The sequence below is a fragment of the Dietzia sp. UCD-THP genome, assembly GCF_000349585.1.
GTDB lineage: Bacteria > Actinomycetota > Actinomycetes > Mycobacteriales > Mycobacteriaceae > Dietzia > Dietzia natronolimnaea_A.
Window position 1 is genome coordinate 36,307 of sequence record NZ_AOSR01000064.1, and the last position, 23,381, is coordinate 59,687.

Genomic DNA, 23,381 nt, shown 5'->3' on the forward strand with positions numbered 1-23,381 from the left:
GGGGGCACTCCAGACTCGTACTGCAGAAAAGTGACGCCTGGCATATCGGCGCGATCACCGGACACATTACGCGCTCGACGTAACCAAATCGAGATAATTGTTACCACAGTGATACATGGGACCACTGTTACTCGGGGGGCGAAATTGGGGACTTCGGGGCCATGCACGACGGGCCCCGCCCCCGCGGTCCGCCGCTCCGCGAGGCTGTCCCGCACGACCCCTGCTGCCCCGCCAACGAGAAGAGCGTTCCGCACACCGCTTCTCGGGCGATGTGTGCCGAACGCTCTTCTGGTCGGGGCCGGGCCCGGTGTGCGGGCCCCGAGCGGTCAGGGGGCCCAGGTGCGGGCGCCCTCGATGCTGCCCACGGTGTCCTCGGAGTCGACGGCCTCGTCGGCGTACGCGCGGTTGACGGCCGAGACCACGGCCCGCAGTGTCGCGGTGGTGATGGAACCGGCCCGGCCGACTCCCCAGAACACCCGGTTGCCGAACTGCACCTCCACATACGCGGCCGCGGTGGCATCGTCGCCGGCGGTCATCGCGTGCTCGGAGTAGTCGAGGATGCGCACCTCGTCGTCGAACATCTCGTTGAGCGCGGCGACGAACGCCGCCAGGGGGCCGTTACCGGACCCGGTCAACTCCTTGGTCTCGCCCTTCCACTTGACCACGGCGTCGATCGAGTCCACACCGTCGTCGGTCTCGGCGGGCACGAGGTGCTGGGACATGCGCTCCATGGGCGAGATGCGGTCCAGGTACTCCAGCGTGAAGATGTCCCACATCTGCTTGGGCGTGACCTCGCCGCCCTCGGAGTCGGTGACGCTCTGCACCAGCGCGGAGAACTCCATCTGGAGGCGCCGCGGCAGCTGCAGGCCGTAGTCGCTCTTCATGATGTAGGCCACGCCGCCCTTGCCGGACTGCGAGTTCACGCGGATCACGGCCTCGTAGGTGCGGCCCTCGTCCTTGGGGTCCACGGGCAGGTAGGGGACCTCCCAGGTGATGTCGGTGATGTCCTCGCCGCGGGCGTCGGCCTCGGCCTGCAGGGCGTCGAAACCCTTGTTGATCGCGTCCTGGTGCGAGCCCGAGAAGGCGGTGAACACCAGATCGCCGCCGTACGGGTGGCGCTCGGGCACGCGCAGCTGGTTGGCGTACTCGACAGTCCGGCGGATCTCGTCCATGTCCGAGAAGTTGATCTGCGGGTCGACACCGCGGGTGAGCAGGTTCATGCCCAGCGTGACCAGGCAGACGTTGCCGGTGCGCTCGCCGTTGCCGAACAGGCAGCCCTCGATACGGTCGGCGCCGGCCTGGAACGCCAGCTCGGCGGCGGCGACGCCGGTGCCGCGGTCGTTGTGCGGGTGCAGCGAGAGGATGGTCGAGTCGCGACGCGCGAGATTGCGGTGCATCCACTCGATCTGGTCGGCGTACACGTTGGGCGTGGCCATCTCGACGGTCGCCGGCAGGTTGAGGATGATCGGGTTCTCCGGCGTGGCCCCCACGACCTCGGTGACGGCGTCGCAGATCTCCTTGGAGAACGCGAGCTCGGTCCCGGTGAACGACTCGGGGGAGTACTCCCAGCGCCAGGTGGTGTCCGGGTAGTCCTTTGCGATGGTGGTGACCAGCTCCGCGGCGTCGGTGGCGATCTTCTTGATCGCGTCGCGGTCCTTACGGAACACCACCTTGCGCTGCAGGATCGAGGTGGAGTTGTAGAAGTGCACGATCACGTTGGACGCGCCCTCGCAGGCCTCGAACGTGCGGCGGATCAGATCCTCGCGGCACTGCACCAGCACCTGGATGGTGACGTCCTCCGGGATCGCGTCGTCCTCGATGATCTCGCGGACGAAGTCGTAGTCCGTCTGCGACGCCGACGGGAACCCGACCTCGATCTCCTTGTAGCCCATGCGGACCAGCAGCTCGAACATCCGACGCTTGCGGGCCGGGCTCATGGGGTCGATCAGGGCCTGGTTGCCGTCCCGCAGGTCCACGGCGCACCACTGGGGAGCGTGGGTGATGACCTTGTCCGGCCAGGTGCGGTCGGGCAGCGAGACGTCCTCGACCTCCTCGGCGAACGGCCGGTAGCGGTGGGCCGGCATTGAGGAGCCCTTCTGTCGGTTCCACGACGGTTGGTCGGGGCGTCCGGGCTTCGAGGGGGGAGAGATGGTCGACGACGACGAGACGAATGCGTCAGCGGGGTTCATTGCGGGGCTCTACTTCCGTGGAATCGATCTGTGGGGATCGGACCGGCGCGACGAGATCCCGCGACGGGGAGCCGGTCCGCCTCAGCGGGCCCCGCCGCGGCACCCAAGAAGGAGCACGCGCTGCATGGGGGTCACCATACACCGATCCGGGACGGGTCACGGAATCGGGATGACGAAGGTCGTGGACTGTGTGGATCCCGTGGACCCCGCAGCCCCCGTCGTCGCCTCGGGCGGGGTGAGGGGGGAGTCCGCGCCCGGGTCCCGGTCGTGCTGCATCGAACCCCAGAGGCTGCGACAGCCGGCCTCCTCGGCGATGTCGCGGGCCTTGTCGACCAGGCGGTGGGCGATCCCACGGCCCCGCAGTGGTTCGCTGACGCGGATGCCGTAGACGAACAGGTCTGGGCTGGCGCCCATGTAGCCGGTCTCCACCGCCACGAGCATCCCCACCGGGACCCCGTCCTGAAGGGCCAGCAGGAGGAGGTTGGACCCGTTGTCGAGGAAGTCCCGGGTCCACTCCGCGGTGGGTGGGTAGCGGAACAGGTTGTCGACGGACAGCACCAGGTCGAGGTCGCCGCGTGAGGCGCGACGGATCACGAGCTCCGGCTGCTCCGGCGAGGTCATCAGCTCAGTGTGACAAAAACGCGGGCGGTCCGGTGCGGGAGCGTGGGGGCTGGGTGCGACCGGACCGTCTGCGTCATCGGTTGGCGATCATCCAGTTGATCCACCCGTTCTGGAACGGGATCGACTCGTACCAGGCCGGATTGGTCCCGTTGGGCTGGCGGCGTGTGTGGTCGGATCCCGAGTGGATGCCCACCAGGAGGTCACCGTGGAACACGGGCCCCCCGGAGTCCCCCAACCCGTACCCGCCCTGGGTGGTGTGGGACCGGCCGATCCAGGATCCCGCCCGCGGCTCCATCCGCTCGAGGCGGGTGAGGCCAGTCCGGAGCTCGGCCGACCGCTGGCCGCGGGGGGTGGTCTCGCCGAAGCCGTGGAACCGCAGCACGTCGCCGGGTATGGGATCCCTGCCTGCGCGTTTGACCGACGGCGACGGCGCCGGATGTGCCAGCTTGAGCAGCATGACGTCACCTGCGGGTGCGTGGTAGGCGGCGACGGGGGTGTGGCGCCCGAGGCTGCCGGAGTCGAGGGAGCCGAACGCGCCGACGATCGGCGGGCTGGCGAGCGAGGCGGTCTCGGCGAACCCTCCGGGCACGGTCGCCTGGTTGCCGAACCCCAGGGTGTACGCGGTCGGGTTGGCGGGCCCGCAGTGTTTCGCCGTGGCCACCCAGTACGGTGCCACGACCACTCCCGAGCACGGGGTTCCGGGGACGCCGCTGAACGTTGTGATCTGCACGGCCCATGGGGCGGGTCCGGAGGGTGCGCCGTTGACCACGGCCCCGGCGGTGGGGGCGGAGACGACGAGGGGGGTGAGGATCGCGGCGGCGGAGGCGAGCGCGGTCGCCACGAGCCGGGGTGCGCGGCGGGGGGTTCGCTGGCCCAAGGCGGCACAGCTGTTGCTCAAGGTGCTACTGGGGCGGGTGAGGCGCATGAGGCTCAGCTTAAGTGATGGGATCGACGTGCGCTGCCGCTCGGGGTGGGTCCTCATGGCTCTGGAATCGCGGGCGGCTACGGCCGCGTTACCCCGGCACCGGCGGCGGCCGCGTTACCCCGGGGCCGACCGCGTCCGAGTCGCCCGCGCCGCCCGCGCCGCCCGCGCCGCCCGGGTCCGGCTGTGGCTCGGCATCGACCTCCTTGTTGGCCAGCCGCACGGTGGCCACCACCATCAACACCAGGGTCGCGGCGAGGATCGCCAGTTCGGCGCCGTCGACGGTGAACCACTCGCCCAGCACCACCACCCCCAGCCCCAGCGCCACGACGGGCGTGGTGACGGTCGAGGCGGGCACCGCCTGGTGCACGGCCCCCACCGAGAACGACATCTGCTGCAGCGTCAGCGCGATCACCGCCGCCGCCACCAGCCCGTAGACCTCGCCCGTGGTGAACACCTCGACCAGCCCGCCCGAATACCAGCGGTCGGCGACACCCTTGGTGAGCAGCGCGACATACGCGAACGCGAGACCGCCGGCCACCCCCAGCAGGAGCGCCCGGTTGCCGTTGCGCCGACGGTTGCGCGACAGGCGCAGCAACACGGCGATGGCCACGAGTCCGCCCGCGCACGCGAGTGCCCACTCGTACCAGGGCGGGTGGTCGTCGCCCCCCATGGGACGTCCGTAGATCACCAGGACGACCACGCATCCCGCCAGGACGTACCCCCAGAACAGTTCGGTCTTGGTGACACGGCGGCCGGTCACCCAGGCCCCGAGGGGAAGGGCGAAAGTCAGTGAGAGGACGGTGATGGTCTGCACGAGGATGAGCGAACCGAATGCCAGCGCCCCGCCCTGGAAGGCGAACCCGGCCAGGCTGATCGCCATCCCGGACCACCAGTATCTGCTGGCCAGGACGCCGAACCGGCCCTCGAGCCGGCCGCCGGCGCGCCCCTTGGTGCGATGCCGCATCACGGTGCCGAAGGCCTGGCTGAGGGCGGCGGCGAGGGCCAGGAGGACGGCCAACCATGTTTCTGTCATCGATGATGAGTAAACACCTCCCGTAAAGTAGGGCTGCGTTAAGCCGATCAACACCGGAAGGGTGTGACCGCGTGGCACTCGTAGTGCAGAAGTACGGCGGCTCCTCCGTGGAGTCCGCAGAACGTATCCGTCGGGTTGCCGAACGGATCGTCGAGACCAAGAAGGCGGGCAACGACGTCGTCGTCGTCGCCTCCGCGATGGGGGACACGACCGACGAGTTGTTGGACCTGGCCGACCAGGTCTGCCCCGCCCCACCGCAGCGCGAGATGGACATGCTGCTGACCTCGGGCGAGAGGATCTCCAACGCGCTGCTGGCCATGGCCATCAGCTCGTTCGGGATGGAGGCCTACTCGTTCACCGGCTCCCAGGCCGGAATCATCACCACCACCAGGCACGGCGACAGCCGGATCATCGACATCACCCCGGGGCGGGTCCGCGACGCCCTCGACCAGGGCAAGATCGCCCTGGTCGCCGGGTTCCAGGGCGTGTCCCGCGAGACCCGGGACGTCACGACCCTCGGCCGGGGCGGGTCCGACACCACCGCGGTCGCCATGGCCTCGGCCCTCGGCGCCGACGTCTGCGAGATCTACTCGGACGTCGACGGCATCTACACCGCCGACCCCCGGATCGTCTCCGACGCCCGCAAGCTGGATTCCATCTCGTACGAGGAGATGCTCGAGATGGCGGCCGTCGGCTCGAAGATCCTCAACCTGCGGAGCGTCGAGTTCGCCCGCCGGTACCACGTGCCCCTGCGCGTGCTCTCGTCGTATTCGACCAACCCGGGCACGCTCGTGGCCGGAAAAGTGGAGGACATCCCCGTGGAAGACGCAGTCCTGACCGGAGTCGCTCACGATGCCTCGGAGGCCAAGATCACGGTCGTCGGGATCCCCGACCAGCCGGGGTACGCCGCCAAGATCTTCCGCGTGGTGGCCGACGCCGAGATCAACATCGACATGGTCCTGCAGAACGTCTCCAAGGCCGAGGGCAAGACCGACATCACCTTCACCTGCCCGCGCGAGGTCGGGGCCAGGGCCGTCGAGGTGCTATCCCAGGCCAAGGACGATCTCGGGATCGACCAGGTGCTCTACGACGACAACGTGGGCAAGGTCTCCCTGGTGGGCGCCGGCATGAAGTCGCACCCGGGCGTCACCGCGACGTTCTGCGAGTCGCTGTCCGAGGCCGGGGTCAACATCGAGCTCATCTCGACCTCGGAGATTCGCATCTCGGCGCTGGTCCGCGAGGACGAGCTCCCCGACAGCGTCCGCGCCCTGCACGCCGCGTTCGAGCTGGGCGGCGAGGAGGAGGCCCAGGTCTACGCCGGCACCGGCCGCTGACCCGGGCCCGGCGCCCCCGCCCTCCCGGAGCTCCCCTCCCGGCGCTCCCAAGTCGAGAAGACAGTTCCGCACACATCGCCCGAGAGCGAGTGTGCGGAACTGTCTTTTCGTCCGCGCGCTGCCGTCAGTCCGCGCTCGCGGACGCCGGCCCGGATATCGGCGGCGGTCGCCTGCGCGTCGCGGGTGACCATCGTGGTGGTGAGGGGGTAGACCAGCCATCCCGCGCGACGAAGTCGGTTCCAGCGGGTGAGGTCCTTGGCGTGTTGCGCCGGGTCGCGGTGGTACTCGCCGTCGTACTCGACGCCGACCTTGAGGTCCCGGCGCCCCAGGTCGAGGTGATAGGGAAGGCCGGGCACGGGCACCTGCGTCTCGAACCCCGTGAGACCGTGATTCATCAGGAGCAGTCGGGTCCGGGTCTCCCACGGTGACTGGGCGCCGGTGTCACACAGGTCGAGCGCCGCCAGGACCTGGCGTTTGCCGGGGATCCGTCGGGGGTTCATCGCGAGTGGCCGGACGTCGCGCTCCGGGTCGACGCCGATGGACGGACCCGCATCCAGCGCGCAGACGGCGTCCGTCAGGTCACCTCGCCGCGCGATGTCGAACAGCGCCCATGCGGGGCTCGCGGCCAGGCCGGCACCCGCGGTTCCGGTCAGGTGGCACACGTGTTCCCGGGGGATCGTGTACTGGCGGCCGATCATGCCGGGCCGACGTACCCGCGTCGAGCCGGCCGCGAACTCGTCGGGGTAGTCCCGCGGCGGGAACGGGTGGCCGTGTGCGTCGGCGGCCAGCCATCCTGTCGCGATCGCGCCGGGGTACAGCGCGGTGATCGCCGTGATCCGGGTGAGCGGGTGGTGGCGGTCGGCCGTGCGCGGGACCCACAGGCCGCGGTGGTGCTGGACGAGGCCGCTGGAGTGCAGGCGCCGCCCGCGTTCGGGGACGAGGTCGCGGGTGCGGCGGGGTGACGGGTCGGGGCGCATGGGGCAAGCGTCGACGACGACGAGCGTGGCATCCCTCGTCCCTCCCGCGATTTCGGCATAGTCTGTGGAGACGGGCGGCCCTGTGGAGCATCGGGCCCGCCGGCCCTGTGGAGCATCGGGCCCGCCGGCCCGTCGAGAAGAGCGTTTCGCGCACCTCCCTTTAGGCCGATGTGAGCCGAATAGACTTCTCGTTGGTCGGCGATGCGAGATCGGGCGTGGGCTGCGGAGTCGCGGGGGCGGTGTGACGAGAGTCGCCGGAGGGCCTTCTCGGGGCCGGTAGACTGGGCGATCATCGGCCGACCCGAGCGCAGGGTGGAGCTCCCACCCGCGGGCGGCCGACCGCCGAGCCCTCGCAGGCCCACGAGAACACCAGGAGTTGACCTTTTCGATGACCACTGTCGCCGTAGTCGGAGCCACGGGCCAGGTGGGGCGCGTGATGCGCGCCCTGCTGGAGGAGCGGGAGTTCCCGGCCGACAAGGTGCGGTTCTTCGCCTCCGCACGGTCGGCGGGCACCACGCTGCCGTTCCGTGGCGAGGACATCGTGGTCGAGGACACCGCCGCGACCACCGACGAGGAGCTCGCGGGCATCGACATCGCCCTCTTCTCGGCCGGCGGCACGATGTCCAAGGAGCAGGCGCCCAGGTTCGCGGCGGCCAGCGCCGTCGTCGTCGATAATTCCAGCGCGTGGCGCAAGGACCCCGACGTCCCGCTGGTCGTCTCCGAGGTCAATCCCGAGGCCGCGCAGAGCCCGCCCAAGGGCATCATCGCCAACCCCAACTGCACCACCATGGCCGCGATGCCGGTGCTCAAGGTGCTCCACGACGCCGCCGGGCTGCAGCGGCTCGTCGTCTCGACCTACCAGGCGGTCTCCGGATCGGGCCTCGCGGGAGTCGACACGCTCAACGACCAGGTGACCGGCAATATCGGTGCGGGCCACGAGCTCGTGCACGACGGGCAGGCGCTGAGTGTGGACGACACCGGGCCGTACACCGCGCCCATCGCGTTCAACGTGCTGCCGATGGCGGGCGCGCTCGTCGACGACGGGTCCGAGGAGACCGACGAGGAACAGAAGCTGCGCAACGAGTCGCGCAAGATCCTCGGTCTGCCGGAGCTGCGCGTGGCCGGCACCTGCGTGCGCGTGCCCGTGTTCACCGGTCACACGCTGAGCATCAACGCCGAGTTCGAGCGGGACATCACCCCCGAGCAGGCGCGCGAGCTGCTGTCGGAGGCGGCCGGCGTGAAGGTGGTGGACGTTCCGACTCCGCTGGACGCGGCGGGCGTCGACGAGTCGCTGGTGGGCCGCATCCGGCAGGACTTCTCGATCGAGGGCAATCGCGGGCTCAACCTCATGGTGTCGGGCGACAACCTGCGCAAGGGCGCCGCGCTCAACACCATCCAGATCGCGGAGTTGCTGGTCAAGTAATCGGTCGGACTACCGGCTCGGGCGCTGCGGCATCGCGCCGCGGCGCCCGGCTCGGGTGGACGTGCTCTCAGGACATCGGCGCGGGCAGCGGTACCGAGCCCGACCCCGTGCCCGGTAGCGAACCGGTCACCGAGCCCGTCGGCCACACGTCGGGCATGGTGTGCGTCTCCTGCATCCTCTCCATCAACCTCGCCTGCATCATGGCCACGAGGTCGGGGCGGAACTGGAGCGGGGCGGTGGGGTCGGCGAGGTTCCGGAGCTCGTCCGGGTCGACAAAGGTGTCGTACAACTCGGTCTGGGGCAGTACGGCCCCGGCCGGGTCGAAGTACACGGCGTACTTGTACCTCTGATCCCGGATCGCACGGATGTGGTTGGGCTGGGTGACGATGTCCTGTCCGTTCGCGGCGGCGGCGTTCTGGTCGTCGAAGGTGAACATCACGCTGTCCTGCACCGACACGGTGGGCGTGGCCGGGGTGGCGACGGCCGCGGCGATCACGGGCGCGAGGCTCGTGCCGCGGAAGGTCCAGGCGCCGGGATCCGGGACCTCCGCGAGCTCCGCCATGGTGGGCATGAGGTCGACCAGCGACGCCAGCGCGTCTGTCCGCACCGGCTGCGGGAACATGACCGGATTACTCACGATCAGCGGGACCCGCAGTGTCTCGTCGTAGGCGTTGAAGGCCTTCTGCCGGAGTCCGCCGTGGGACATGCCCATCTCGCCGTGGTCGGAGATGCGGAAGAGGACGGTGCGGTCGCGCACTTCGGGACGTGAGTCCAGAACGTCGAGCACGGTCCCGAGGTGCTGGTCGACCACGGTGTGGAGGTAGGCGTAGAAGTTGGCGTAGTCGCGGGCGCCCCGCTCGGTGGGCAGGGGCCCCAGGCCGCCGGCGATGAGGAGCTGGGACTGCACCTGGGCTGAGGGCTTGTGGTTGAGCGCAAGCCGCTCGGTGTACGACGGCGGGAGGTCGATTCCCTGCAGGAAGGCGCCGGGGGCCGCGGAACCGTAGTTGTCGCACTCCCCGTCCTGCTGGTCCCACGACTTGGGGAACGACAGGATGTCGTGCGGGTTGGCCAGGGAGATGATGAGGGCGAACGGTTGCTCCTCGCTCTGCTCGACGGTGGACAGGAACTCGACGGCCTGGTCGATGACGTTGCCGTCGTTGTCCACACATCCCCCGCCGAAGTTCTCCACGGCCGTGTCGCCGCCGAAGTCCGGGCCCTGCCAGCCGAGAAATCCGTAGTCGGCGATGTCGTCCGGGGAGGGGCTGCCACCGTCGGCGCCCTTGCTGATGTGCCATTTGCCGCGGAAGTGCACGCGGTATCCCGCCGACCCGAGGATCGTGGCCATGTTCTGTTCGGACGTGGGCAGGGTGTTCTCGAACGGGGAGAGCGTCCCGCCCTCGGTGAGGGTCGCGGTGACGCCGTGCTCGGCCGGGTACTTGCCGGTGAAGAACGTGCTCCGGCTCGGCGAGCACATGGCCGTGGCGCAGAAGGCGTTCTCGAAGCTGAGCCCGTGGTCCATCAGGCGGCGGCGGTGGGGCAGGTTCTCGTCGGCCCACCCCGCGGGCCAGTGCATCGGCGCCCGCTCCTGGTCCGTGATGAACAGGATGATGTTGGGTCGCCGGACCGGGCGCCCCGGCGGAGGCTCGTCGGGAGCGGGCTGCGCGGTCGGTGGGGGGCCGGCGCTGCCGGTGGAGGCGAAGACGCCGGCGACGGTCGCGGCGGTGCCGAGCATGAAGTCGCGGCGGGGAAGCTCGTGGGTCACGGCGCGGATCGCGTCCAGTCCCTGGTCGGCGTGGCTCATGGGGAGAGGCTCCTGTCCCGCGGACGCGATGGCGCCGTGGATCGACCCCTCGCGTGGAGCCAACCCTAGACCCGGTTCAGTGCGATATGAAGGAATTGCTCATTTATTCACGTTCGCCTGATGCAGCGGAATCCGAGGTGGGACGTGGAGGAGTCCGCGTCCTCGCCCTGACGGGCCGCCGGTCGGTAGCGACGGCAGTAGTTCGCCGCGCACAGGTGGGATCCACCCTTGATCACGCGGCGGGGTTGGATGCTGGGAGCGGGTGAGCTGCTCGGGCTGCAACACGATGACGAACCCGGCCTCGTGACCGGCCCGTCCGCGGCCTGGTGATGCGACGCGGTCGCGGGGGAGTCGGTCCATTCCCAGACGTTGCCGATCATGTCGATCAGTCCGAATCCGTTGGCCGGGTAGCTCCCGACCGGACTGGTCCGCGTGTGGCCGTGTGGATCCAGGTTCTGCCAGGGGAACTCGCCGTGCCAGGTGTTGGCCATGACGCGGCCGCCCGGACTGAACTCGTCACCCCACGCGAAGCCGGTTCCGCCGGACCCGCCTCGGGCCGCGTACTCCCATTCGGCCTCCGTCGGCAGCTCGAGCCCGGCCCACTGCGCGTAGGCCCGCGCGTCGTGGAGGGAGACGTGGACGACCGGGTGGTCGTCGTGCGCAGGGGCACCGTCGTTTTGCGGACGGCGCCAGGTCGTGCCCGGCGTGTAGGCCCACCAGTGCCGGAAGTCGTGGAGGGGCACCCTGTGGGCCGGCGGGGTGAACACCAGCGACCCGGCCACGAGGAGGTCGGGGTCGGCGTCGGGATAGTCGGCGGGGTCCGGCGCGGTCTCGGCGGTGGTGACGTAGCCGGTGTCCTGCACGAACTCGGCGAACTGCGCGGTGGTCACCGGTGCCCGGTCGATGTGGAATCCCCCCACCCGACGCGCGTGCGCGGGCCGCTCCTCCGGGTAGTCGAGGTCGCTGCCCATGACGAACTGGCCGCCGGTCAGGTACACCATGTCTCTCGCGGTGCTCATGGGGTGCCTTTCGCTGCTCGGCGCCAGCCGTGTGCCGCTCCGCTGTCGGAGCGCGGACCACGGCGTCGACCCGCGACGACGTGGTCACCGGATGATCCCACCATTGTGGCGGCGCCGGGCGGTTGTGTCGTGACGACGACGAGGGGCGCAGGGGAGGACGACGACGAGGACCCGCCCGCGCCCCCAGGGGGACGTCAGTATCCGCGGCCGTACTCGACCACGGACAGCAGGTCCTCGCCGTCGACGAACCTCCGCAGGTTCTCCGCGAGCGGCCCGGCCATCTCCTCGGTGAGCCGCCCTGCCGGGTTGGCGACGTGCGGGGTGATCACCACGTTGTCCAGGCCGAACAGCGGGTCGTCGGGCGCGGGCGGTTCCGGATCGGTCACGTCGAGCGCGGCGCCGCCGATCAGGCCGCCGGTGAGCGCGCGGTAGAGGGCGGCCTGGTTGATGAGGGGCCCGCGGGCCACGTTGACGATCCAGGAGTGCGGGCGCAGCAGCGCCAATGTGCGGTCGTCGATGAGGTGACGGGTCTCCGGGGTGTCGGGCGCGGCCAGCACCACGTGGTCGGCCTGCGCGAGCACCTCGTCGGTGCGCTCGGCCGGGGCGGTGAGGGCGGCTCCCTCGACCGGGCGGCCGGACCTGGTGACGGCGAGGGTCCGCGCACCGCAGGCGGTGAGCAGCGGCACGAGTTCGCGCCCGATGCCGCCGGCGCCGATGATCGCGACCGAGGCGCCCCGGAGCGTGCGGACGGCCGGATCGACGGCGTCCTTGTCCCAGCGGGTGTGGGCTGAGCGGACCACCTGGCGGGTGCCCGCCAGCAGCAGGGCGAGCGCGTGCTCGGCGACTCCACGGGCGTAGAAGCCGGAGGCGTTGGTCCAGGTCCGGTGCTCGTCGAGTATGCCCGCGGCGACGAAGTGCTCGATGCCCGCGGTGCTCAGCGCCACTCACTCGACGTGGTCGGGAAGCGCCGGGAACCCGTCGGGGCCGCCGATCCACACCAGGGCCCGGGCCTCGTCGAGCGACACCACCGAGCCGCCCGCGCCCTCCACCGCGTCGACGAGGTGGGGGTCGCGGGTCGGCTCGACGGCCACGCGCAGGCCGGTGGCGTCACCCGGGGTGAGGCTCATGTCGGCAGGGCCTTCTTTCCCGTCTCGGAGATGGTGGACACGGTGAGGAGCCCGATCAGGCAGACCCCGATGACCCAGTATGCGGGCGCCATGCCGCTGCCGGTCCAGGCGACGAGCTGAGCGGCGAAGTACGGGGCGGTCCCGCCCGCGATGATGGTGCCGATGTTGAAGCCCAGGGCGACGCCCGTGTAGCGGACGCGGCGGCCGAAGAGCTCGGTGAACAGTGGGAACGCGGGCACCTGGACCACGCCGTTGAGCACCATGTAGACGAAGTACACCAGACCCACCACGAGGATGCTCTGGGTGGCGCCGAGCAGCATGAACACGGGGACCGCGATGACGATGTAGGACAGGTACCCGGCGATCAGCACGGGCTTGCGGCCGAAGCGGTCGGTGAGGGCGCCGCTGATCGGGAAGGTGGCGCACGCGCAGGCGATCGCGATGGCGGAGGTCCAGTAGACGGCGCTCTTGCTGAAGCCGAGGTCGTTGGTGAGGTAGACGCTGAAGTAGGTCAGCGCGATGTAGCCCGAGCCGTTCATCGCCACCGCGACGCCGACGACCTTGGCCACCGACCACGGGTGGTCCCGGAGGACGCCGAGTAGGGGGTTCTTGACGACCTCCTTCTTCTCGGCCATCGCCTCGAACTCCGGGGTGTCCTCGAGCTTCATCCGGATGCGCAGGCACACGAAGGCCAGGGGGAGGGCCAGGAGGAACGGGATGCGCCAACCCCACGATGCCATGGCCTCCTCGCCGACGATGAGGGTGACCAGGCCGACGACGGCGGCGGCCACCGCGAAGCCGAGGGTGGCGCCGATCGGGGTGAAGGAGCCGAAGAAGCCGCGGCGGCTGGCGGGCACGGTCTCGGCGATGTACGTCGCCGCGCCGCCGATCTCACCGCCGGCGGAGAAGCCCTGCGCCAGGCGGACCAGGACGAGCAGGATCGGGGCGGCGACGCCGATGGCGGCGTGGGTCGGGAGCATGCCGAGGATGCCGCTGGCCACGCCCATGGCCACGACGCTGGCGATGAGCGCCGTCCGGCGGCCGATCCGGTCACCGAGGCGGCCGAAGAAGATGCCGCCGACCGGTCGTGCCACGTAGGCGACACCGAAGACGGCCAGGGTCGACAGGATCGACGCGGCCGGATCCTGCGACGGGAAGAAGAGCGGGGCGATGAAGATCGCCAGGAAGCCGTAGACGGCGAAGTCGTAGTACTCGATGAGGGTGCCGACCCCGCCGGCGAGCGCCGCCCGGCGGGTGAGCCGGGGGTCGGGGGTGCGCTGCGGGGCGTCCGCCGTGGGGTGGGCGGCGCCAGGAGGGGCTGCCGCGGCGTGGTACTGCGGCTGGTGAACGTCGGTCATGGTGTCGCGTCCTTGCAGGTCAGGAGGGTTAGGGGTGGCAGTGAGGGGTAGCGGGGAGGGGCAGGGGGGAAGGCCGGGTCAGGCCGGTGATGAGGTCCCCGCGGGGGCGTGCTCGGCCAGCAGCAGGTCGTACGAGCTGCCGGCCTCGATGATCGCGACGGTACGAGGGTTGGGTGGGCTCCCCGTGATCCGGGTGCCGGTGGTGGCCTCCAGGGTCGCGGTGCGCCAGTCGAGTGTGATCTCGTCGCCCTGCGTGACCGCCGCGGTGACTCCCGGGATGGTGATCAGGGGCATCCCGTTGAACGTCTCGCCCCGCCAGAAGCCGGGGGAGAACGACTCGGCGACGACGGCGGCGATCCCCAGGTCCCGGAGGGCGATCATCGGCGGGTAGTGCGGGTGACCGTAGCCGAAGTTCCGGCCTCCCACGACGATGTCGCCGGGGCGGACGCGCTCGGCGAAGCCGGGGTCGAAGTCCTGCATGCACGCCGACCGCAGGAGCTCGCGGTCGTAGGTCTTGATGTTGGCCACGCCCACCACAAGGTCGATGTCGAAGTCGTCCCCGAAGACCCAGGCGACGCGACCGGTGATGACGTCGGGCGGCGGCGGGTACGCGCTCATCGGGACGCCTCCCCGATGGTGCCGGTGATCGTGCTGGCGGCCACGGTGTAGGGCGAGCCCATGTAGATGTTCGCCTCGGGGCTGCCCATCCGGCCGGTGATGTTGAGGACGCCGGTGGAGATGCAGTTCTCGTCGGGTTGGAGCGGTTGTTGGTAACCGAAGCAGAAGTCGCAGCTCGACTCGGCGATCGTCGCCCCGGCGGTGCGCAGGACGTCGAGGATCCCCTCCGCCTCGGCCTGGGCGAACACCTTCTTGGACGTCGGGACGATGTTGAGCTCGACCGACGGTGCGACCCTCTGCCCGTCGAGCACGAGGGCGGCGGCCCGGAGGTCCTCGATCCGTCCGCTGGCACACGACCCGATGAAGGCCCGGGTGATGGGGGTGCCCTCGAGCTCGGCGGCCGTAGAGGTGTTGGCCACGCGCGCCGAGCCCGGCCGGACGACGCGGGGCACGAGCGTCGACAGGTCGATGCTGTGGCGCGCGGCGTAGGTGGCGTCGGCGTCGGGGTAGACCGGCTCGAACTCCCCGCGAGCGACCTCGCCGGCGTAGGCGATCGAGACGTCGTCGGGCTCGAAGATCGCCGACACCGCGCCGGTGAACATCGCCATCCCGCACAGGCCCTGCCGGTGGTCGATCGCCATGTCCCGGGCGCCGGGACCGCCGAACTCCATGACCTGGTGGGCGCAGCCGTCGGCACCCACCAGCTCGATGATGGTGTGGACCAGATCGCGACTGTCCACCCCGTCAGGGAACGTCCCCGTGAGCTCGAACCGGGTGGTCCGGGGGATGTCCACGTGCACCTGCCCGGTGACCCAGGCCTCGATCAGGTCGCGTCGGATGCCCCAGCCGAGGGCGTTGAAGGCGCCCACCCCGCTGATGTGGCCGTCGAAGTGGACCAGGAAGTCACCGGGGGTCGCCAGGCCGAGCTCGGCGGTCAGCTGGTGGCCGATCCCCTCGGCCTCGTGGAGCTCGATGCCGTAGAACTCGCACCAGTCCCGGGTCACCTGGTGGACCTCGGTCTCCCGCTGGTCCTTCCTGGTGAGCATGTGGTCGATGAACACGACGTACCGGCCGGGGTCCTCCAGCCGGGTGATGCCGAAGTCCTCGTGCATCTGCCGGAACATGACGTCGGTGTACCCGGGGAAGTCGTAGGCGATCATCCGCGAGGGCCGGACGGCGTGGTTCTCCCCGGCGTGCACGGTGGCCTGGTCGGTGGTCCTGGCGAGGATCTTCTCCGCGATGGTGAAGCCCATCGGTCATGCCCCCTTCGCGGGTAGGTACTCGTTCTGCATGGCCTCGACCTCGGGGAAGCCGATCATCTCGACGAACTCGTGGTGTGCCATCGCGTCCGCGCTCACCTCGGCGGGGGGTTCACCCGCCGCGAGGCGACCCAGCACGGTGCGGGCGGCGCCGGTGGTGGCCATCAGCAGCTGGGTGGGCAGAAGCGCCAGCCGCACGCCGATCTGATCCAGGACCTCGGGCGTGAACTCCCGCTCCGTCCAGGTGGACGCGGTCAGTGTGGCCATGAGGGGGACCCCGACCTCGGTGTGGCAGCGCTGCCATTCCTCGACGGTGCTGAAGGTCTTGGTGACCGGCATGATCATGTCGGCGCCGGCCTCGACGTAGGCCCGGCCGCGTCGGAGGGCTTCGTCGCCGGTGGCGTCCGTGCGGGCGATCAGCAGGACGTCGTACGGGGTGTTGTCGCGGACGGCGCGGATCTTGCCGACGGCCTCGGGGACGGGGATCAGGTCGACGGGGTCGCCCACGCAGATCGGGCAGGACTTGGGAGAGACCTGGTCCTCCATGAACATGCCCTGCACGCCGGCCTTGACGAACATCGTCGCCGTGCGGGCGGCGTTGACGGCGTTGCCGTAGCCGGTGTCGATGTCCGCGACCACGGGGAGTGCGGAGGCGGCGGTGATGGAGCGGATCGCGGTGAGGTTCTCGCTCATCGTGTAGAGCTCGGCGTCGGGGAGCCCCAGGGCGGCGGAGATCGCGAAGCCGGAGGCGCACAGTGCGTCGAAGCCGGCCTGCTCGGCCAGGCGCGCCGTCAGTCCGTCCCAGACGCCCGGCGCGTACACGACCCCTTCTGATGTGAGGTGCTTCAGGGTGGGCGCGGTCATCCGGGCTCACCTCCATTTCGTATAGCGGAATGCATTTCGTAATGCGATACGAAACTAAACGTGGTCCGCGTCACATGTCAAGTGCGGGCGCGCGGGCTGGCCACGAGGTCGGCTGCCTACGATGGACGAGGTCACCCCGTCACCCGGACAGAACAGGACCTCCCCGTGCCCAGCTCGCCCAGGCCCCCGTCGTCCGGATCAGACGCGCCGCAGAGCAGGGAACTGGTGGGCGCGCTCCTCAAGGCCTGCGCGCTCCTCGACCACTTCGGGGCCGACCGCTCCACGTGGACGCTCACCGAGCTGACCGAGGTCAGCGGCATGAACAAGACGACCGTGCACCGGCTCATGGCGACCCTCATCCACGCGGGGTGGGTGGACCGCACGCCCGACGGCGGCTATCGGGTGACCGTGCGGTTGTTCGAGATCGGGGCGTCGGCCCTGGCGGGCCTCGACATCCGCTCGGCCGCGCGATCGTTCATGACGGGGCTGGCCGCGGAGTTCGGCGACACGGCGTACCTCATGGTCCCGGCGGACGAGGGTGCCGTGTGTATCGACAAGGTGGAGGGGAGCGGGAGCCTCGTCGTCGCCGGGATCAACATCGGGACCGTCCTGCCGTACCACGCCGCGGCCGGCCCGGTCGCGATGCTGGCCCACTCCCCGGAGCTGCGGGACACCTGGATCCGGCCGGGGCTGCAGACCTATACCTCCCGCACAGTGCACGAGCCGGGCGACCTGGCCGCGCATCTGGATGAGGTGCGCGCCGCCGGGTACTCGGTGAGCGAGTCCGACTTCCTCGAGGGCGTGTCCGCCGTGGCGGCGCCGATCCTCGACGACGTCGGGTCCGTGCTGGGGTCGATCAGCATCGGGGGCCGCTCCGAGAACTTCTCCGGCGAGGTCCTCGAGTCCAAGATCGCGCACGTCACGCGAGCGGCCCACCGGATCTCGGCTGCGCTGCAGGCCGCGCGAGGGTGATCGAGGCCCGAGCTTGGGTCAACTACTCTTGACATCTAAAGTCAAGCCCGCTTAACATCGCTGCATGGCAGCTCGAGAGTCCGACGTGGCCGGGCCGAACCCGGTCAGGGAGTACCGCAAAGACAAGCGTGTCACCCAGGCCGAGCTCGCCGAGGCGGTGGGCGTCAGCAGGCAGACGATCATCGCGGTCGAGCGGGGCGACTACTCGCCGTCGGTGTACCTGGCGATCCGCATCGCGCGGGCCCTGGAACGGTCGGTCGAAGAGCTATTCATTCTGGAGGAGGAACCGCGATGACTCAGCGTGACAGTGTGTTCGACCGGTGGTCGGACCGGGTGATGAACCTCGACAGCCCGGCGTACGGCGACGAGCGGGAGCGCACGGTCTTCATGGAGGCGAGTTCGTTCGGCCTGACCATCGGGCTGTACGCGGGATTGGCAGGGGCGGTCGTCTCGGCGGCGTTCGGTCTGATCCTGCTCCCCACGGTGCTCCTCGTGCTCACGATCCTGCCCGCGGCGGCGACGCAGTGGTACGCGCGACGGCGGGGAGTGCACCTCAATGCCCTCGCCGAGAAATCCGGTGCCAGGTCGGCGCTGATCACCATGGTCGGCGGGTGTGCGCTCGTCGCTCTCACATTCGCCGCGATGGCCTTCACCGTCTTCGCCGGTCAGCCGCTCCTGCCCACCCCGTCCGTCACGGTCACGCCGGGGGACGGTCTGCTCGGTGGGGCGGCCCAGGGCGCCGTCGTCGGAGGGATGATCGGGGCCGTCGCCGGGATGATCGGGTCGGTCGTGAGCTACCGCAAGGCCAACCGCGGGAAGTAACAGCAGCGTGGATGGTCCTCATCGCGGGCCGGGGTGCGGGGGCGCGCCGATGCGCGATTCCGACCGGTCGTGCCCTGTCCAGTTCCGGTGGCATAGTGGGAACGGCAAGCCCCATCGTGTCCGGGCCAATCCGGATACGTGGCGACACCGCACGAATCCGCGCAGGTCAGCGCCTGCGCCGACGAGAGGATCGCACATGGCTATCAACGACGACGACATGACGACCACCGCTAATTCAGGCGAGGGTGTCGCCGATGGCGGCTCCAACCCCGGTGGACACGACGGCGGTGCCGACGGCTCGGCCAGCAAGGGCGAGGGCACCGCTGACGGCGGTTCGAACCCGGACGGCCATGACGGCGGCGCCGACGGCTCCGCGGACGCCGGCGAGGGCCTGGCCGACGGCGGCTCCAACCCGGACGGTGCAGACGGCGGCGCCGACGGCACGCAGTAATTGCGCGCACTTCATCGGTGCATCGCGTGCAGCTCTGACGATTTCGCCGCCCGGGTCTGGGGTCAGCGGCCCCTGCTGACCCGGGCGGCCGAGCTGCCACGCGACTACTCCGATCTGCTGTCGCCGGCGATGGTCGACGAAATCATCGCCGAACGCGGGGTCCGCACACCCTTCGTGCGAATGGCTCGGGAGGGCACGCTCGTCGACCGGTCGTGCTTCACCGGCTCCGCGGGTTTCGGCGCGCAGATCGCCGACCAGCTCGACCCCGACGGCGTGCTCACGCAATACGCCGCCGGGGCGACGCTCGTGTTGCAGGGACTGCACCGGTTCTGGCCGCCGATCATCGACTTTGTCCGCGGCATGACCTCGGATGTCGGCCACCCGGTGCAGACCAACGCCTACGTCACCCCGCGTGCGAATCGCGGGTTTGATCCGCACTACGACGTCCACGATGTCTTTGTCCTCCAGGTCTCGGGCACCAAGCGGTGGCGCGTGCACGAGCCCGTTCACCATCACCCGCTGTCCGATCAGCCGTGGACCGATCACCGCGAGGCGATCGCCGAGCGTTCAGGGGACGAGCCGGTGATCGACGCCGTGCTCGAGCCGGGGGACTGCCTCTACCTGCCGCGCGGCTGGGTCCACTCCGCCGAGGCGCAGGGCGACACCTCCATCCACCTCACCGTGGGCGTGGCCCCTCTCACCGGGCACGACATGGCACAGGCCGTGATCGAGTCGCTGGCCTCGGAGGAGGAGTTGCGGGCGTCGCTGCCGTTCGGGCTCGCCCCTGCCGACGCCGCTCGAGCCGAGCCGCACGCCCGCGAGGTTCTCGATGTACTGGCCCGGGTTATCGCCGAGAGGCAGGATCAGCTCAGCGATCTCGCCGGTGACGCGCTCGCGAAGAAGTACCTGGACCTCACTCGACCCGCCCCGGTCCGGCCGCTGGCTACCCTCGACGCCGTCGCTGCCCTCGACCCCCAGACCCGGGTGCAGTGGCGCGACGGGCTGCACGGGCGGGTGGATTACAACGGCTCCGACGGCGCCGATCCGGACACTGTCGTGCTGAAGTTGCCCACCAAGTCGATCTCCTTCCCGGTGGTGTGCGCACCCGCCCTGCACGCCGTCCTCGAGGGCGCTCCCGTGAGCGCCGGTTCGCTGCCGGGTCTCGATGCGGCGGACGGCCTGGTGGTTCTCCGGCGGTTGCTGCGGGAGGCAGTGCTGGTGGCGCTGTGAGGGCGGTGATCCTGTGACCAGGCCTGCGGACTGGGAACCGTGCAGCGTGTCCGCGCTGCGACGGGGCGACCGTCTAGAGGGTTCAGGCTCGCGGGGAATGCGCTGGCTCATGCTCGAGCTCTGCGGCCCCTGGGGGCATTCGGCGCTGCTCGAGTCGCCGGCGCTGTTGCCGCCCGAGCTGGGTCGGCAGATCGCCCAGCGCGCACAGGCTGCCGACATCCGGGTCGCGGCGATCCGCCGGCCCGGTAAGCGTCCTAATCAGCGACGGTGGCGATGGGCTCTCGCCGATGCCCGCCCCGGGCAGGAGTCGCTGCGGTGGGGCGAGGTCGACAGACCGGTCGGGTACGCCGAGATCCCCCTCGACGGTTCCGCCGGCACCCCGTCAGCGGAGCCACTGGTCGCCGTGTGCGCCCACGGCAAGCACGACCAGTGCTGCGCTGTCCGCGGACGACGAGCCACGTCGCTGATCGCCGACCGGTACCCGGAGGCGACCTGGGAGTGCTCCCACCTGGGCGGGGACCGCTTCGCGGCGACGATGATCGTCCTGCCGCACGGGCTCTTCTACGGCCGCGTCGACCTGGCGGAGGATCCCGCGGACATCATCGACCGCTACACGGAGGGTCGGGTCGAACCGCGCCACCTCCGTGGCCGCAGCAGCTACCCGGCAGCTGTGCAGGTCGCGCAGCACCACGCCCGTTCGGCGCTCGGCGACGACCGGATCGATGCCTACGCGCCGCTGGGCGTCGTTGAAACAGACGGGCTCGTCGACGTCACTCTCGAGGACACGCACGGCCCAATCGAAGTGCGGTTGCGAGAGACTTACTCCGAGCCGATCTTCACGATGTGTCAGGCGCGTACGGCTGGGCCGGTGAAGGAGTGGGAGCTGGTCGAACTCCGAGACTGATCAGAGAGGAGCTGAAATCGGAGTACGCACCCAACCCGGATGAGTGGAACGCCGATGGAACAAAGCGAATTAGCAACCAGCTTTTAAGCTGTGTTTTAGCCGGCGCTCTTAAACTCGTCATAGCGGGCTGACAAGCGTTCCCTGTCGGGTCTATCGGGACCACGTTTGGGCAACCAGAGATTCCGCTGGTTCATTTCCTGCAGGCCGTGGCTCAGCATCGGGCCGTCTACTTCCGCAAGCACGTCTTTGTTTATATGGACGGTGTAGTCAGGTGAGATGCCCAGAATGTTCTCGTCGTAGGCTGCGTGGTGAATTTTGCAGAGGGAGAGTCCATTTGTAACAAGCGGTTGACCCCCATCTTCCGAATCTGCTGTTATATGTGCTGCGTCTAAGAGGGGACCTTACTTTAGTACGCAAACAGCACACCTCTCGCCGTAGGCGGTGAGCACGCGCGCACGAAACTCCGGTTGATGCAGCCGCTGACGTACTACTCGTTTTGCGTATCGCCTCTGGTCATCGGTTAAATGTGAGGGGTCAGGGAGGAAGCGAAGGCTCTCATCGAGCGCCAAGAGGAAGCGCTGGTGTTCCGGCTCGTCTTTGACAACATACACAGGCATGATCGGCACAAATTGTCCGGTAGCTACTTTTCGAAGCATCACAATGGGTAGGCCGAGTTTCATTGCTTCGCGCAGTTTCCTATTTGAACCCCCTTGCGGGTCCTGGTCCGAGCGCTGTTTTTCGTAAGAGTAGCGATAGAGCGAATCTCCATGGTCGCCATCATCATATTCACTATCGGGGTCACTCACGATAGTGAGTGTCGCAGCGTATGAACGCGGGTTCCAAATCCCTTTGTACGAGTTCACAATTCGTTCGGGCCCCCAGCCAAAATCGACCTGGTTAAGCCATTCGCGAGAAAGGGTCGGGCTCGATGCAAATTCCGCTGCGAGAGTGTGCATCAGAGACTCGCGCTTGCTTAGCTCAAGTGGCAGATCTGACATGTGACAAAGCATGCCAGGACGGATCTCTCTTGACCCGGTTTTGTGAGCTTTCGTTAAGCTAGGTCCGTTCCGGGTCGCCGTTGCCCGGTTGGAGAACCGTATTGGCGCGATGCGTGTCGTTCGAGCGCAGCGACGGCGGGTAGGTCTGGAGACGCCCAGTCGAGGGCTGATAGATCGTCGAGGGAAAGCCAGCGCAGTTCGTTGTGATCGGTGCTGTGGGAGGGCTCTTCATTGGACGAGACAAGGTAGCAGGCCAGATCTATATCGAGATCGCCGACCGGTGTCATAGTCCTGTCGAGGAGACCATCGACCGAGATTGAGATTCCAAGCTCTTCCCGAATCTCGCGGGCCAAGGCGAACTCGGGAGTCTCGTCGTTGTCGATCTTTCCACCCGGAAACTCCCATTTGCCCGCCGCGGGCTTGCCCGGCCCACGTCTACAGGCGAGCGCCTTGCCATCCCGATAGAACACCGCTGCCACTACTTCGATACGCGGCATAGAGCTCCCCTTTTAGCCTGCGTCTCATTCGGGAATTGACCATAGCCGCAGTAGCCGCGACTACTCCGCCATATCCCCCCACCCGCCGAACCCCGACGGTTCGTGCCGACCCATGTTGGCGTGCTCGAACAGCCCCCAGCCCACATCGCCGTTGCAGGTCGCGCGCGCAACGTGGTCCACGACGTTGAACGGCAGCATGCCCACCACGTCAGGGGAGGTCATGTCATAGGTGACCGATTCGCTCCAGTCGCGTCCCATCCAGCGTCCGTGTGACCACGCCGGGTCGCCCACGTAGCCCGCGCCCATGCTCAGCGGTACCCCGCCAAGGGTCTCGACCTCCAGCAACAGCGGTTCACCGCGGGGAGTGGTCAGGTGCACCCGCGCGCACTCGGGGTGGCGGGTGCCGCTGCGGTAGTCGACCTCCAGCCGCGGCCAGCCCAGTCGCTCGATCCGCCCATCGGCGAACACCCGACTCGCGTGGTTCAGAGTGCGGTGCCCGTCGGGGCTCTCCTGCAGGATCACGACCATCGCGTAGTCGTCGAAGCGCAGTGGAATGTACGTCCACCAGAACCCCTCGCGCGGTTCGGCGGCCCACCGCCCCGGCGGATCGGACTCGCCGCTCGGGCGGATCCCCCACGAGCGGTCCCGGGTGCCGAGCCACACGTCGGGGTCGACGCGGAAGTCGCGGCCGTCGACCGAGAGCGTCCCCGACCAGCTGCCCACCTGCGCGAACCGGCTCGCGTCCAGCATCGGGCGCGTGCCCTCCAGCAGGACGTGCCGGTCCTCGAGCACCGCCTCGAACGACCCCTCCCACGTCAGGTCCATCGACAGATCCGGGTGCTCGCAGATCAGGCGCAACGACCGCAGCGGGTCGATCACCTCGATCCGGTAACCGCCCACCGCCGGCTCCAGCGACCGCGACTCGAGTGCATCCGAGAACTGAGTATTTGAGGGTTTGG

General features: G+C 69.2%; 22 protein-coding genes and 2 pseudogenes. 8 read left to right on the forward strand and 16 right to left on the reverse strand.

Translation table 11 applies throughout. The features are described 5' to 3' along the window. Positions 1–326 precede the first annotated feature (326 nt). From leuA to H483_RS26725, 4 genes are all read right to left on the reverse strand, one after another. A complete protein-coding gene (gene leuA, locus H483_RS26710; protein ID WP_031264714.1) occupies positions 327–2,189 on the reverse strand; it encodes a 2-isopropylmalate synthase in 1,863 nt (620 codons plus the stop codon). Between the two features lie 156 nt (positions 2,190–2,345). Next, the gene (locus H483_RS26715) at positions 2,346–2,810 is read right to left on the reverse strand and encodes a GNAT family N-acetyltransferase (RefSeq protein ID WP_017836360.1); all 465 of its coding nucleotides are present in this window, start codon (positions 2,808–2,810) and stop codon (positions 2,346–2,348) included. A 73-nt stretch (positions 2,811–2,883) separates the two neighbouring features. After that, positions 2,884–3,735 (reverse strand): trypsin-like serine protease, encoded by an 852-nt coding sequence (locus H483_RS26720; protein ID WP_081615125.1) that lies wholly within the window; start codon positions 3,733–3,735, stop codon positions 2,884–2,886. An 88-nt stretch (positions 3,736–3,823) separates the two neighbouring features. Further along, a complete protein-coding gene (locus H483_RS26725) occupies positions 3,824–4,768 on the reverse strand; it encodes a DMT family transporter (RefSeq protein ID WP_031264715.1) in 945 nt (314 codons plus the stop codon). Positions 4,769–4,839: 71 nt separating this feature from the next. On the opposite strand from H483_RS26725, the gene H483_RS26730 reads away from it, so the two are divergent. Next, a complete protein-coding gene (locus H483_RS26730) occupies positions 4,840–6,102 on the forward strand; it encodes an aspartate kinase (RefSeq protein WP_031264716.1) in 1,263 nt (420 codons plus the stop codon). Here the strand turns inward: H483_RS26730 and H483_RS38125 are convergent. After that, positions 6,081–7,079 (reverse strand): endonuclease domain-containing protein, encoded by a 999-nt coding sequence (locus H483_RS38125; protein ID WP_017836364.1) that lies wholly within the window; start codon positions 7,077–7,079, stop codon positions 6,081–6,083. The genes H483_RS26730 and H483_RS38125 overlap by 22 nt on opposite strands. Before the next feature lie 388 nt (positions 7,080–7,467). Between H483_RS38125 and H483_RS26740 the strand changes: the two genes are divergently transcribed. After that, positions 7,468–8,502, forward strand: a complete 1,035-nt coding sequence (locus H483_RS26740; protein WP_017836365.1) for an aspartate-semialdehyde dehydrogenase — start codon at positions 7,468–7,470, stop codon at positions 8,500–8,502. A gap of 67 nt (positions 8,503–8,569) precedes the next feature. On the opposite strand, the gene H483_RS26745 is transcribed toward H483_RS26740, so the two are convergent. The 7 genes and pseudogenes from H483_RS26745 to H483_RS26775 form a co-directional block, all read right to left on the reverse strand. Next, entirely contained in the window at positions 8,570–10,303 is a 1,734-nt protein-coding gene (locus tag H483_RS26745; protein ID WP_017836366.1) for a sulfatase-like hydrolase/transferase, read from the reverse strand. Positions 10,304–10,410: 107 nt separating this feature from the next. Next, positions 10,411–11,304 carry a formylglycine-generating enzyme family protein gene (locus H483_RS26750; RefSeq protein WP_017836367.1) on the reverse strand — a complete coding sequence of 298 codons (894 nt, stop codon included), beginning with the start codon at positions 11,302–11,304 and terminating at the stop codon, positions 10,411–10,413. 212 nt (positions 11,305–11,516) lie between these two features. Then, positions 11,517–12,449, reverse strand: a pseudogene (locus H483_RS26755) (NAD(P)-dependent oxidoreductase). After that, the gene (locus tag H483_RS26760) at positions 12,446–13,807 is read right to left on the reverse strand and encodes an MFS transporter (RefSeq protein WP_017836370.1); all 1,362 of its coding nucleotides are present in this window, start codon (positions 13,805–13,807) and stop codon (positions 12,446–12,448) included. The pseudogene H483_RS26755 and the gene H483_RS26760 overlap by 4 nt, the downstream one beginning before the upstream one ends. A gap of 78 nt (positions 13,808–13,885) precedes the next feature. Further along, complete coding sequence (locus H483_RS26765) at positions 13,886–14,425, reverse strand: 3-isopropylmalate dehydratase (RefSeq protein ID WP_017836371.1); 540 nt, start codon at positions 14,423–14,425, stop codon at positions 13,886–13,888. After that, the gene (locus tag H483_RS26770) at positions 14,422–15,678 is read right to left on the reverse strand and encodes an aconitase family protein (RefSeq protein WP_017836372.1); all 1,257 of its coding nucleotides are present in this window, start codon (positions 15,676–15,678) and stop codon (positions 14,422–14,424) included. Before H483_RS26770 ends, H483_RS26765 begins: the two co-directional genes overlap by 4 nt. 3 nt (positions 15,679–15,681) lie before the next feature. After that, positions 15,682–16,548 (reverse strand): oxaloacetate decarboxylase, encoded by an 867-nt coding sequence (locus tag H483_RS26775; protein WP_017836373.1) that lies wholly within the window; start codon positions 16,546–16,548, stop codon positions 15,682–15,684. 165 nt (positions 16,549–16,713) lie between these two features. Between H483_RS26775 and H483_RS26780 the strand changes: the two genes are divergently transcribed. The 6 genes from H483_RS26780 to H483_RS26805 all read left to right on the forward strand — a co-directional run bounded on the left by H483_RS26780 (position 16,714) and on the right by H483_RS26805 (position 20,927). Then, positions 16,714–17,520, forward strand: a complete 807-nt coding sequence (locus H483_RS26780) for an IclR family transcriptional regulator (RefSeq protein WP_031264720.1) — start codon at positions 16,714–16,716, stop codon at positions 17,518–17,520. Between the two features lie 64 nt (positions 17,521–17,584). After that, entirely contained in the window at positions 17,585–17,815 is a 231-nt protein-coding gene (locus tag H483_RS26785; protein ID WP_031264721.1) for a helix-turn-helix transcriptional regulator, read from the forward strand. Then, on the forward strand, positions 17,812–18,342 hold the full coding sequence (locus tag H483_RS26790) for a hypothetical protein (protein WP_017836376.1): 531 nt from the start codon (positions 17,812–17,814) through the stop codon (positions 18,340–18,342). Before H483_RS26785 ends, H483_RS26790 begins: the two co-directional genes overlap by 4 nt. A 196-nt stretch (positions 18,343–18,538) precedes the next feature. Continuing rightward, positions 18,539–18,793: a hypothetical protein gene (locus tag H483_RS26795; protein WP_017836377.1), complete on the forward strand. Its 255-nt coding sequence runs from the start codon at positions 18,539–18,541 to the stop codon at positions 18,791–18,793. After that, positions 18,794–20,023: a cupin domain-containing protein gene (locus H483_RS26800; protein WP_017836378.1), complete on the forward strand. Its 1,230-nt coding sequence runs from the start codon at positions 18,794–18,796 to the stop codon at positions 20,021–20,023. Between the two features lie 97 nt (positions 20,024–20,120). Next, on the forward strand, positions 20,121–20,927 hold the full coding sequence (locus H483_RS26805) for a sucrase ferredoxin (protein ID WP_017836379.1): 807 nt from the start codon (positions 20,121–20,123) through the stop codon (positions 20,925–20,927). Positions 20,928–21,022: 95 nt separating this feature from the next. On the opposite strand, the pseudogene H483_RS40530 reads toward H483_RS26805, so the two are convergent. The 4 genes and pseudogenes from H483_RS40530 to H483_RS26815 all read right to left on the reverse strand — a co-directional run. Further along, positions 21,023–21,313 (reverse strand): annotated as a pseudogene (locus H483_RS40530) (HNH endonuclease); the annotation flags it as partial. Between the two features lie 15 nt (positions 21,314–21,328). Next, a complete protein-coding gene (locus H483_RS39135) occupies positions 21,329–21,733 on the reverse strand; it encodes a hypothetical protein (RefSeq protein ID WP_152427900.1) in 405 nt (134 codons plus the stop codon). A 245-nt stretch (positions 21,734–21,978) separates the two neighbouring features. Continuing rightward, positions 21,979–22,422, reverse strand: a complete 444-nt coding sequence (locus tag H483_RS38510) for a (deoxy)nucleoside triphosphate pyrophosphohydrolase (RefSeq protein WP_042329294.1) — start codon at positions 22,420–22,422, stop codon at positions 21,979–21,981. Positions 22,423–22,482: 60 nt separating this feature from the next. Then, positions 22,483–23,381, reverse strand: an 899-nt coding sequence (locus H483_RS26815) for a hypothetical protein (protein ID WP_031264723.1), incomplete at its 5' end; no start/stop codon positions are given.